The organism is Sorangium sp. So ce1014 (assembly GCF_051521505.1).
Classification (GTDB): domain Bacteria; phylum Myxococcota_A; class Polyangia; order Polyangiales; family Polyangiaceae; genus Sorangium.
Genome location: NZ_CP150356.1, coordinates 1,603,457 through 1,616,076, shown reverse-complemented (window position 1 = coordinate 1,616,076; position 12,620 = coordinate 1,603,457). Strand labels below are relative to the sequence as shown.

Sequence of the window (12,620 nt, the reverse complement as noted above, 5' to 3'; positions counted from 1 at the left end):
CATGCCACCGCGGAGAGGCTGGAAACGAAGCCAGAATGGAAGCAGCGGGACCGCCCCAGCCACAAGCGAACATCCACCCTGCCCCAGGCGAGGCAAATTGGCACACGGATGGGGCCGCCTCGGTGAGACAGCTCAGCAGACAGCACGTCTGTACATCAGGGCGCGAAATTTACAATGGGGAGCTACAGAGAAAGCTTCGCCAGGAACGCATCTCCCTGGCCCGCGCCCGAGAGCGTCCCTTGACCGAAGTTGATGCTGCCGTAGAAGCGGCCGGCGAGCAGCACGCTCGTTCCTGAGCCCGCTGTGACGTCCAGGGCGACCTGCGTCTGGGCGTCTCCGAACAGCGCGCTGAACAGGTGATCGCCCGAGGGGCCGAGCTTGACAAGGTAGACATCGGTCTTGCCGCGGCTCGTCAGCAGCCCGCCGCCGAAGTCCGCCGCGCCGAAGAGCGGCCCCGCGAGCACGAGGTTGCCGGCGGCGTCCACCGCGGCGCTCGCGCGCGCGCCCGTCTCGAAATCGGTGAACAGCTGGTCCTCCGCGTCGCCGAAGCGCCGGCTCAGGACGTGCGCGCCGGCGCCCGAGAGCCGGGCGACGAACAGGTCCTGCCCGCCGGCGCTCGTCAGGGGGCCGGCGCCGAAGTCGATGGTCGACGCGAACGTGCCCGTGAGCACCACGTCGCCCGTCGCCTCGTGCACCGCGAGGTCGTGGGCCTCGTCGGCCCCGGCGCCGCCGAACCGGGCGCTCCAGACAGGGTCGCCCGAGGGGGAGAGCTCGGCCAGGAAGACGTCGGTGAGCCCCTCGCTCGCGAGCGGCGCCCCGCCGAGGTCGATGGATCCGGAGAAATGCCCCGCGACGAGCAGGTTGCCGGCGGCGTCGGCGGCGATCCCGTGGGCGAGGTCGTCGCCCTCGCCGCCGGCGCGCACGGCGAGGAGCGTGCGGCCGTCCTCCGAGGCGAGCCGCAGCACGAAGGCGTCGCGCAGGCCCGCGCTCGTGAGCGCGCCGCCGCCGAAATCGACGGCGCCATGGAAGCCGCCGGCCACGAGGACGTTGCCCGCCGGGTCGACGGCGATGCGATCGGAGCGATCCGCGCCGGATCCGCCGAAGAGCCTGCTCCAGACGTGCTCGCCGGAAGCGTCGAGCTTGGCGACGAACACGTCGTCGCTGCCGTGCGACACGAGCACGCCACCGCCAAAATTGACGCTGCCGAACGCGCGGCCCGCCACGAGGACGTCGCCGGCCGGGTCGACCGCGAGCGCCATCGCGAGCTGGTTGCCGTCGCCCGCGAAGCGCTTGCTCCAGAGGTGCGTGCCGAACCTGTCGAACTTCGCCACGAAGGCGTCGGCGCCCGTGGCCGTGAGCGGGCCGCCGCCGAGATCGACGGTCCCCTCCAGCTGGCCGGCCACGATCACGTTCCCGTCCGCGTCGACGGCGACGGAACGGGCGTACTGGCCGTTCTCGTCACCGAAGCCGCGGCTCCACACCTCCTCGCAGGCGGGCGCGGCGCCGTCGCAGTCCTCATCGTCGGGCGTGTCGCACGCGTCGAACGCGGGCAGGACCTCGCCCGTGCACGGACCCCACGACGTGCCCTCGGCGTTGCAGGCGCGCGTGCCGGCCGCGCAGCGCCCGACGTCGCGCGTCGCCCCGGGGCCCGTGTAGCACGCCTCCTGGGCGCCGGGCGCGCACACGCACCCGGGACAGCCGCAGTCGGGGCCGCTGCACGTGGCCGGCGCGAGCTCCGTGATCCACGCGGCCACGCACGCGAGCTCCTCGGACGAGTACGGGGCGGCGCCGAGCGGCATGCGCGCGCCGCACGAGGGCGCGTCGGTGAGCTTGACGTAGAGCACGCTCTCCTCCGGCCGGTCGGGGTCGGCGAGCACCCCCGCGCAGCTCTGGGCCGGGCGCCCGGCGACGCGGGCGCCGACGCCGAGCGTGACGAGGTCGAGGGCGGCCGCGGGCTCGCCCGGCCCGTGGCAGCTCGCGCCGCCGCAGCGCTCGGCGAACACCGACGGGACGTCGGCGCAGTCGGACGGCGGGCGGTCGTCGGGCCCGGCGAACCGCTGCTTGTCGTCGATCGTCCCGGGACACCCCACGAGCAGCGGCAGGGCCGGCGCGGCGAGCGCGGCCGCCGTCCAGAGGCCGCGGCGGAGGCCGGCCGCGCCGCGCGCCGCGCGCATTCGGCGCACCTCAGTACCCATAGTAAGCCACCCCCAGGTGAGCGCCGAAGAGCTGATCGAGCGCTCCACCGGCGATGTACGGGTCCCCAGGCTCGGAGTCGAAGTCATAGAAGAAGCGCGTATACGACGCTCCGGCGCGCGCCTCGAGCCCCGGCGCGAACGGGACGGCGACCGCGACGCGGAGGTCGACGCCGCCGGCGCTCGGCTCGCGGAAGTGCGACGCGAGCGCCCCCATCGAGAGCGGCGCCTGGTAGCCTCCGCCCGCCTCCAGCGCGACGGGGCCGACAGGAAAGCGCCCGTCCACGCCCAGGCGCAACGCGACGTAAGACACCGACGCGGCGTCGCGCGACGGGTCGCCCGTCAACTCGACATCAAAGTCGGTCCAGCAGAGCCCGCCGCCGGCGAAGAGGACCGGCCCGGTGCGCCCGGCCGGGCGGTATCGGCCCCTGAGGCCGGCGTGGAGCCGGCTCCAGGAGGTCGATGCGCTCGCTCCCGCGGCGCCCTCCGAGTCGAGGCCGATGGCGCGGGCGTACGAGAGCGCGATCCCGAGATCGCTGAGCACCGGCAAGGCGCTGCGCGCGAGCGGGTACAGCTCGGCCCGGAGCGACGGCATGGGCACGCCGAGCACCTCGTAGGTGCGGAGGTTCCCGGAGAGCAGGTCGCTATACGACAGCGTACGACCCGCGATCTCGAGATCGAACCCCGCGCTGAAGAGCTCGGTTCCCACGGCGGGTGGGCCGTCCCCGCCATCGCGCTCCGCGACCTCGGGGCGGAGCGCCGCCGCGCCCTCGGCGGCGAGCGCGGAAGAGGACGCAGCGAGCGCGGCGAGCGCCGCGCCGAGCAGCGCGGCCGCCCGGGAGCGGCGCGCGCGGGGCCGCGGTACAGCAGAGAACACAGGACAGGCGAGCGTTCGCCTTTGCATTGCGCGCGAGCATAGTCGCTCCGCACGTCGCGGGTCGAGCGTCGCTTTCGAGGGACCGAGTCGATGGCACCCCGCGGTCATCCGGGGTGTGCGCGGCAGGCGGCGTCCGCGGTAAGGCGAGCGCGCAGGGGAGGATCGCATCGGCCCCGTGCTCCCACTTGATTCGCCCTCTCCTCGCGCGGCTCCTATCCGGGAGCAGAGGATTGCAATACGCTCCCTGGCGGATGGCGAGAGGGCGCGCGCCGCGCGCGCTGCACGGCGGCGCGCGATCCCGCCCTCGGACCCTGCTCGCGCTCGCTGACGAGGCATCATGGCTGAACCACGAAGTCTCCGCTGGCCCATCGGCCTGCTCTTCCTCGCCTCCTGCTCAGGGCAGTTCGGCGATCTGCCCGGGAACGACGAGGACGGCGAGGCGACGGCCCCGCTGTGCACCGCGATCGAGCCTGGTGAGTCCCCGCTCCGCCGGATGACACGCGTGGAGTACGACAACACGATCTCGGATCTCCTCGGCGACGACAGCCGCCCTGCGAGGGGCTTCGTGCCTGAAGAGGAGTCGCTCGGCTTCAACAACCAGGCGGCGGCGCTCGTGGTGAGCCCGCTGCTCGCCGAGCAGTACATGGCCGCGGCCGAGGGCATCGCGGCGCGCGCGGCGGGCAAGCTGCTCGGCGAGGCGCCCGCGTGCCGAGAGGCCGCGGGCGGCGACGCGTGCCGCGGCGAGGTCGCGGCGCTCGTCGCGTCGTTCGGCAAGCGGGCGTTCCGCCGGCCCCTCGCCGAGGACGAGATCGCCGACTTCGTGGCGCTCTTCCGGCGCGGGATCGCCCTCGGAGACACGCCCGACGACGCGTCGACCGGCCTCGCGCTCCTCCTCCAGGCGATGCTCCAGTCGCCGCACTTCCTCTACCGCGTCGAGCTCGGCATGCCGGATCCGGTGGAGGGCGACGTCGCGCCGCTCACGTCCTACGAGGTCGCCTCGCGGCTCTCGTACCTGCTCTGGGGCACGATGCCCGACGAGGCGCTCTTCGCGGCCGCCGAGCAGGGGGCGCTCGGCACCGCGGCGGAGATCGAGGCGCAGGCGCGGCGCATGCTGGAGGACCCGCGGGCGCGCGAGGCCGTGAAGGGCTTCCACCGCCAGTGGCTCGGGCTCGCGAAGATCGACGAGATCGCCGCGGGCGGAAAGGACCCGGAGCTCTACCCCGAGTACCGCGACGAGCTCCTGCCGCTCTTCCAGGCCGAGACCGAGGCGTTCCTGGACCACGCGATCTTCGAGCAGGACGCGAGCGTGAGCGCGCTGTTCACGGCGCCTTACTCGATGATGAACCGGGAGCTCGCCGAGTTTTACGGCGTCGAGGGCGGCCCGAAGGGCGACGCGTTCGAGCGGGTCGAGCTCGATCCGTCGCAGCGCGCCGGCTTCGTGACGCAGGCCGGGCTGCTCTCGCTGTACGCGAAGCCGAACCGGTCGTCGCCGGTCCACCGCGGCCGGTTCGTGCGCCAGAGCCTGCTCTGCCAGATCCCGCCGCCGCCGCCGGACGTGGTCCCGGAGCCGCCCATGGTCGACCCGACGAAGACGACCCGCGAGCAGTTCTCCCAGCACGTGTCGGATCCGGGGTGCAGGAGCTGCCACACGCTGCTCGACCCGATCGGGTTCGGCTTCGAGCACTACGACGCGCTCGGCCGCTGGCGCGACGCCGAGAACGGCATCCCCGTCGACGCGAGCGGCGAGCTCACGCAGACCGACATCGACGGCCCGTTCGACGGGGCGGTCGAGCTCGCGCACCGGCTCGCGCAGAGCGAGCAGGTGCGCGCGTGCGTGGTGAAGCAGTGGTTCCGCTTCGGCTACGGCCGCGCCGAGCAGAGCGAGGACAGCTGCAGCCTCGCGCAGGCGACGCAGGCGTTCGAGGCGTCCGGGTACAACATCCGGGCGCTGCTCGTGGCGCTCACCCAGACCGACGCGTTCCGCTACCGGCGCTTGATCAACGCAGGAGGCAACGCAGGAGGCAACGCAGGAGGCAACGCAGGAGGCAACGCAGGAGGCACCCCAGCAGGCGCCGCAGAAGGAGAGCCGTGATGAAGCCGTTCCAACTCAGCCGCCGCGCCGCGCTCCGGGGCCTCGGCGGCGCGGCGCTCGCGCTGCCGTTCCTCGAGGTGATGGGCTGCTCGAAGCGGCTCGCCCCGGCGTCGGAGCAGACCGGGCGGGCCGCGCTCGGGGCCGAGTTCCCGAAGCGCTTCGTCGTCATCTACACGCCGAACGGCACCGTTCCGCCGGACTTCTGGCCGTCGTCGACGCAGCTCCAGAACGGCGAGGAGCTGTCGCCCATCCTGGCGCCGCTCAAGGACCACAACGAGGATCTGCTGGTCCTCGGCAACGTGAGCGCGCTGTCGGCGCTGGTGGGGCCGGGCGACGCGCACCAGAAGGGCACGGGGCAGTGCCTGACCGCGCGCGCGATGCAGGAGGGCGACTTCCCCGGCGACGCCGGGCTGTCGTGCGGCTGGGCCGACGGGATCTCGGTCGACCAGGAGATCGCGAACCACATCGGCACGAGGACCAAGTTCCTGTCGCTGGAGCTCGGCGTGCTCGTCTACGGGGCGGCCGTGGGCGCGCGCATCGCCTACCGCGGCCCCGCGCAGCCGCTGCCGCCGGAGAACAGCCCCTATACCGCGTTCGACCGTCTCTTCTCCGACCTGTCCATCACGCCCGAGGCGGCGACGACGAAGAGCGAGCAGCGCAGGGCGGTGCTCGACAAGGTGGCCGCCGACTACAAGCGGCTGCAGCGGCGCCTCGGCGCCGCGGATCAGGAGAAGCTCGCGGGGCACCTCGCGTCGGTGGAGGACATCGCGTCGCGCCTCGACCGCGGCGTGGCGCCGACCTCCGCGGCGTGCGCGGCGCCGGTGCTGACGCCGGACATCGACCCGGACAAGGTCGCCAGCATGCCCGAGCTCACGAGGCTCCAGCTGGATCTCATGGCCATGGCCCTCGCCTGCGATCTGACGCGGGTCGCGAGCCTCCAGTTCACGAACTCCGCGACGACCAAGGTGCTGAGCTTCCTCGGCCCCGACATCACCGAGGGCCACCACCCGATGGCGCACAACGGCTACGCCGACCCGGCAAACCGCCAGCGCCTCATGAAGATCAGCCGCTTCTACGCCGAGCAGGTCGCTTACCTGATCGCGAAGCTGAAGAGCATGCCGGAAGGAAACGGCTCGGTCTTCGACAACACGGTGATCTTCTGGACGAACGAGCACGCCGACGGCAATCACCTGCGCCAGAACATCCCTTATGTGCTCGCCGGAAACGCGGGTGGCCATTTCAAGACGGGCCGCTTCGTCTCGCAGACGAAGCAGGTCGGGCACAATAACCTGCTCGTCTCGCTGCTCCAGGCGATGGGCGTCGACACGGAGTCGTTCGGCGACCCGAAGTATTGCACCGGGCCCCTGACGGGGCTGACCAGCTGAGGAGCAGAGTTTGATGCCCCGCCGGAGCGCCTGACCGCCGGATCGAGACATACCGCGGGCGTGCCCGCCTCGCATCGGGACCGCGCGCGCGTCGCGCCGACATCCGAGTTGTGACCGGTACACCCCTCGTGCGACGCTCGAGAGCGCCATGGCCAAGGTCACCGCGCTTCACATGGACACGATCACGGAGAAGTCGGGTCACCAGATGACCGGCATGGCCGTCAGCGTGTGCCTGACGCCCGCGGCGCCGAGCCCGCTGCCGATCCCGTACCCGACGATGGGCACCGTGGCCGAGGGGATCATCGATCCGTGCATGCGGACCAAGATCGAAGGGGCGAAGATCCTCACGGTCGGCGGCTGCATGAAGGCCTGTCACGGCAACGAGCCAGGCACGCTCAGAGAGGTCGTCAGCCTCAACACGGGGGGACCGTGCTTTCCCTGGCTGGGCGCGCCCAACGTCCTCATCGAGCTCGGCATGGCCGGCATCACGGGCAGCATGGGCCAGATGAACAAGAGCATCACCGTCGGCGCCGGGGCGAGCGCGAGCAACGCCGGGGGCGGCGGCGGGGGCGGCGGCGGGGGCGGCGGCAGCGCCGGCGGTCCGGGCGGCAGCGGGCCGCAGGGCGGGAGCAACGCCGGCGGCGGCGGCGGCGGGGGCAGCGGCCAGGGCGCGGGCCCACCGAGCCCACCCGCGCCGCCGTCGGCGGACGGCCAGGCGGCCGCGGGGCACCCGGTCGACGTCGTGACGGGGGCCATGTACACGAACCCGGTCGCGGACATAGAGCTGCCAGGGCCCCTGGTCGTGACCCTGGAGCGAAGCTACTCGACCGCGGCAGTGCAGCACCGCTGCGGGATGGGGTGGGGGTGGTCGCACGATCTCGCCTGGAGCGCCCGGCGCCGCGGCGATGAGCTCGAGCTGACCTCGCCGGGCGGTCGCACCCAGGTGCTCTCCTGGCCCGCGCAGGATCAAGTCCTGCTCCTGCCGTTCGGGGTCCGCGTCGCCCCCCTCGGAGAGGATCTCCTCGTGGAGGAGGACGACGGGCTCGTGCGGGTGCTGCGCCGCACCGCCCCGGAGGAGCGCTTCGCGCTCGTCGAGGTCCGCGACGCGTTCGGCAACAAGGCCACCATGGAATGGCGAGGCGGCGAGCTCACGGGCATCGTCGATGCCGTCGGTCGGCGCGCCCGGCTCGAGCGCCAGGGACTCTTCGCCTGGTGGGAGGTGACCGCGACTGACGAGCAGGGCACCCCGCACACCCGCCGCGCCGTGACCTACGAGCTCGACGGCGCGGGCGATCTCGTGCGGGTCATCGACGGGGGCGGCGCCGAGATCCGGTACGAATACGACGAGGAACACTACCTGATCCGGGAGATCTTGCCCGACGGGCTCGCCTTCCACTTCAGGTACGAGGCGATCGACGGCGTCAAACGATGCGTCGAGACGTGGGGCGAGATCGCCGGCCGCGACGTGCTCGCGGAGCTCGGCGCGCCCCGCCCCCCGGGCGCCCGGGGCATCCACCACGCCCGGCTGTCGTACGACCCCGCCCGGGGCAGGACCGTGGTCATCGACGGCGAGGGCGCGACCCACACGTACACGGGCAACGCGCTCGGCCTCGTGACCTCCTATGTCGATCCGCGCGGCCACGCGCGCACTTACACGTACGACACGGTCGGCAGACTGCTCTCGATGCGTGACGGCGGCGGGCGGACCACGCGGTGGTCGTACAACGCCGCGGGGCACCTCGCGAGCGTCACCGAGCCCGACGGCGCGACCTGGCGAGACGCGGTCGACGAGGAGGCGCAGGCCATCGTCCGCACGCGGCCCGACGGGAAGAAGACCCGCACCACGTACCGGAAGGGCATCCCGACCGGGAGCGTCGACTGGCGCGGTCGCGAGCACGCCCTCGAGTGGGACGCGCACGGCCTCGTGCGGGCGTCCACCGGGCCGGACGGCGCCGAGCTCACGTACGACTACGACGCGCACGGCAACCCGCTGCGGGTCGAGACGCCGGCCGGCGACGTCTACGAGTACGTCTTCGATCTGTTCGGGTGCCCCGTCGAGGCGCGCACCCCGAAGGGCGGAGTCTATCGATTCGCGTACGACTCGCGCTTCGCGCTGGTGCGCCTGGAGGAGCCGAACGGCAACGTCCTGGAGCTGGAGATCGATGCCAGCCGCCGCGTCACCGCGCGCTCCGACGCGAGCGGGATCACCAGGTACCGCTATGTCGCCGGCGCGCTCGTGGAGGTGGTGCGCCCGGACGGCAGGCGATTCCGGCTCGGCTACGATGCTCTGCTTCGACTCCGCTGGATCGAGAACGCCGCGGGCGAGCGCCATGCGCGCGAGTACGACGGCAGCGGCAACCTCTCCCGCGAGACCTCGTTCGGCGGCGTCACCACGACCTACGAGTACGACGGCTCGAACCACCTCGCCCGGACGACCCATGCCGACGATGCGTGGGTGCGCTACGAGCGCGACGGGGCCGGGCGCATCACGCGGCTCGAGACCTCGGGCGGGCTCGTGGAAGAGCTCCAGTACGACGCGCTCGGCCACCTCACGCGCGCGCGGAACGCGGAGGTGATGATCACGTTCGAGCGCGACGAGGACGGCCGGGCCGTCCGGGAGGTCCAGGAGGCAGCCGGGTTCGCGTTCGCCGTCTCCCGCCGCTTCGACGACGCGGGCCGCGTGCTGGACCGTCGTTATGCGACGGGGTGGTCCGTCGAGGTGCGCCGGCGCGAGGAAGACGGCGCGCCGGCGTCGCTCGAGGTCGCCGCCACCGAGGCGGACGGGCTCGCCTTCACGCGGGACGCGCGCGGCGAGTCGCGCCGAAGGCGGCTCGACGGGACGCGCGCGCTCGTCTGGTCGCGCGACGTCCAGGGCCTGCCGGAGAGCGTCGCCATCCTCGATGAGCGGGGAGAGCCGGTCCGGGCGCGCGCGTGGACGTGGAGCCGGGTGGGCCCGGTCGCGGCGATCACGGACAGCGAGCGCGGCGCGCGCCAGTACGACCTCGACGTCGAGGGCAGGCCGCTTCGCCTCCAGGGCCTCGGCGCCGACGAGCAGTTCACGTACGCGCCCCAGGGGACGCCGATCCCGTCGCGCGGCCCCGCGTGGTCGATCGGCGGGGACGGCCGCCCCCTGCGCGCGGGCGGCGCCGAGATCCAGTGGGACGCCCGCGGCCGCCTCGCGGCCCGCGTCGGCCAGGGGCCGCTGCAGACCTGGCGCTACACGTACGACGAGCGCGACCGCCTCGTCGCAGCGGTCCGCGGCGATGGCCTCGCCGTCCGTTACCTGTACGATCCTCTCGGCCGCTGCGTCGCGCAGGCGCACGGCAACGGCGAGAGCACCTGGTTCGGCTGGGACGGCGAGAGCCTCGTCGAGGAGCGCCCGACGACGGGGCCGTCGATCCAGCGCGTCTTCGACGACGACGGCTTCACGCCGCTCCTCGAGGCGCGCGACGGCAAGGACTGGCGGATGGTCGTGACCGACGCGGCCTCCACGCCCTGGCTCTACCTGCACCGCGACGGGCGCGCGTCGGAGATCGATCTCGGCGCCTTCGGCCGCGTCGCGCGCGCGACGGGCGACCCGGGCGCGCTCCGCTTCGCCGGGCAGCGCGCCGACGCGGTGACCGGTCTGCACTACAACCGCCACCGCTTTTACGACCCGGCGACGCACGTCTTCCTGACCCCCGACCCGATCGGCCTGCTGGGGTCGCTGCAGGAGATCGGGTTCGTTCCGAACGTCACGATCTTCATCGATCCTTCCGGGCTCACGACGATCGTCGTGGGCGCGCCGGGCGACGCGACCATCCAGCAGCATGTCGCCCTTCTTCAGACACAGCACCCGGGCGCGCGCGTGCTTCGATACGATCAGCTCACACCGGGCAGCCTGGCGCGAGAGGATCACGTCATTGTATCGACCCATGGCGCGCCCAACACAGTGGAATGGGGCAATGGGTATATCGACGGCCAACAGCTCGGAAAGCGGCTCACGGCGGCCGGCTTCCGCGGCCAGAAGCGAGGGCGAAAGCGGCGCGTCGAGCTGTCCGCGTGCAACAGCACGACCCCCGCGGCCGGCAACGGGCCGAGCGTGGCCCAGGCCGTCGCGAACGAGACCCGGGCGATCGCGAGCGGCGCGCGCTCGGCCAACCCGGCCGCGACCTATGCCGGCACCACGTCCGTGGGGCCAGGCGGCCACCAGTGGGGCCCCGGCATGATGGCGCCGAACTGGACGGGCGGAACGACGCCGTACGTGCATCAAGGCACCTGGGTCGAGACGCGCCCCGGCCAGCAAGGGGGGCGCGGCCGGCGCCGCCGCTGATCAGCCCGGAGCGAGGAGCGAGGCGAGCTCGTGCGTTTCATCAATCCCTATCCTTACGGTCACCCGCCCCGGAACGAGGACCTCCAGCGCGCGCTCGCGGCGGCGTCCCGGGGCCAGGTGGTCGACGGAGACGATCGCGTCCTCGCCGAGCTCGACCGGGCGGCGCTCGATGCCCTCGGACCGGCGCTCGAGATCTGCGAGGACAAGCCTTGCTTCGACGAGCGCTGCCGCGCGCCGCACGGGCTGCCCCAACTCGGGATCGTGCTCGCGGCGGAGGGCGGGCCGGTGGGCCGGGTGGACCTCTACCCGGAGAACCGTTCGATCTACTGGCGGGGCCTCGACTGGAAGCAGTGGCGCGGCTGGGCCGAGCTGAGCGTTCCGCGCGCGCTGCTCGAGCAGCTCGCCGCGCACGGCGTGCCGGGGCCGCTCGAGGACGTGACGCGCTGGAGCAGCGAGGAGGGCGAGCGCGCGCGGCGCGAATGGCGCAAGGCGATCCCGCCGAACCTCAAGGGCCCCTGGTGCGCCTCGGCCGATCGCCTCCTCGACCCCTGGCACATCCTGGAGGCGGCAGCGTGGATCGAGCAGGCCGGCGCGAACATGCGCAAGGCCCGAGGGCTCCTGGAATGGTACGGCGCGGGGTCGGGGCCGTTCGCGCGCCGGCCCGATCACGAGCTCCTCCCGCGGCTCCTGCTCGGCCGCTTCCTCGGCGAGGATCTCCAGCGCGCGCTCCAGTCCCAGCCGAACGACCAGGTGCTCGCGGGCGCCGGGCGCCATCTCCTGGACGCCGGGCCGCTCTCCCCGGGCGCCCGCGCGCAGCTCGATCCGCTCGATGCGAGGCTCCGCGAGGCGATCATCGACGCGGTGCGCCGGCTCGCGTCCGGCGCGGACGCGGATCTGCTCCACGAGCGGCTCTTCCCGGCGCCCTTCGTTCCGCCGGAGCACACCGCGCTGGTCGGCGCCTCGAGCACGCTGCACCTGCGCCGCCCGGTGGCCGCCGGCGACGCGGTTGTCGCGGTGGATTTCCAGGACATCGTGCGCCTCGAAGGCGGCGCGCGCACCGTCCTCGGCAAGCTCCTTGGCGACGCGGTCCTTGCGGTCCGGGGCAGCCGGTTGCTCGTGGGCAAGGGCGGCGGCGTGCAGGAGCTCGACGCGCGGGGGAACGTCGTGGCCGTGCACCCCGCCGCGACCCCCGAGCAGGCGGCCGCGGCGCGCGCGATCACCGCGGCCTGGTCCGCGCCGGCCGCGGCGCCGGCCCTGGGCGAGCCGCTCGGCCCCACGCCCGAGGAGCGCGAGACGTTCGAGGCGCTCGCGCACCTCGGGCTCGGCGCGCCGCCCTCGGCGCGCGCCGTGGGGCGCGATCACCTCGAGGCGGGCGGGCGCGCGATCGTGCGCCGCGGCGAGGCGGGCGCGCCGCCCCGGCGGATCCCGCTGCCCGGGCGCGCCGTGCGGCACGCCTCCTCGGCGTCACACCTCGCGCTCGCGCTCGACGCCGGCGACGCCTGCCGGATCGCGTGGGTGGACGAGGGGAGCGACGCGCTGCACCTGTCGCCGCCGCTCCGGATCGCTCCGCGCGCGCTCCGCTTCCTGCTCGCCACGGGCGACGCCGCGCTGCTCGGCGTCGACCTGGACGCCGGCGAGGTTGTGCTGCGCGTCGGCATCGAGCGCGCCGGCGGCCAGCAACCCGCGCGCCCCTGATCGCTTACCTACCGCGATTCGCCCTTCGGCTGACGAGGAGCTAGGCCCACGGGAGTGCGCTCTCATA

The 12,620-nt window shown here is 73.4% G+C and carries 6 protein-coding genes; 4 read left to right on the top strand and 2 right to left on the bottom strand.

From position 1 onward, the window contains the following. Positions 1–182: 182 nt before the first annotated feature. A complete protein-coding gene (locus WME75_RS06105; protein ID WP_437494755.1) occupies positions 183–2,174 on the bottom strand; it encodes an SBBP repeat-containing protein in 1,992 nt (663 codons plus the stop codon). Positions 2,175–2,184: 10 nt separating this feature from the next. Further along, entirely contained in the window at positions 2,185–3,096 is a 912-nt protein-coding gene (locus tag WME75_RS06100) for a hypothetical protein (RefSeq protein ID WP_437487163.1), read from the bottom strand. A 310-nt stretch (positions 3,097–3,406) separates the two neighbouring features. Here WME75_RS06100 and WME75_RS06095 point away from each other — a divergent pair, with 310 nt between their 5' ends. The 4 genes from WME75_RS06095 to WME75_RS06080 all read left to right on the top strand — a co-directional run bounded on the left by WME75_RS06095 (position 3,407) and on the right by WME75_RS06080 (position 12,553). After that, positions 3,407–5,161 carry a DUF1592 domain-containing protein gene (locus WME75_RS06095; RefSeq protein WP_437487162.1) on the top strand — a complete coding sequence of 585 codons (1,755 nt, stop codon included), beginning with the start codon at positions 3,407–3,409 and terminating at the stop codon, positions 5,159–5,161. Further along, the gene (locus WME75_RS06090; RefSeq protein WP_437487161.1) at positions 5,161–6,546 is read left to right on the top strand and encodes a DUF1552 domain-containing protein; all 1,386 of its coding nucleotides are present in this window, start codon (positions 5,161–5,163) and stop codon (positions 6,544–6,546) included. The genes WME75_RS06095 and WME75_RS06090 overlap by 1 nt, the downstream gene beginning before the upstream one ends. Before the next feature lie 148 nt (positions 6,547–6,694). Further along, complete coding sequence (locus tag WME75_RS06085) at positions 6,695–10,858, top strand: PAAR-like domain-containing protein (protein ID WP_437487160.1); 4,164 nt, start codon at positions 6,695–6,697, stop codon at positions 10,856–10,858. A gap of 30 nt (positions 10,859–10,888) precedes the next feature. Next, a complete protein-coding gene (locus tag WME75_RS06080) occupies positions 10,889–12,553 on the top strand; it encodes a hypothetical protein (protein ID WP_437487159.1) in 1,665 nt (554 codons plus the stop codon). Positions 12,554–12,620 lie beyond the last annotated feature (67 nt).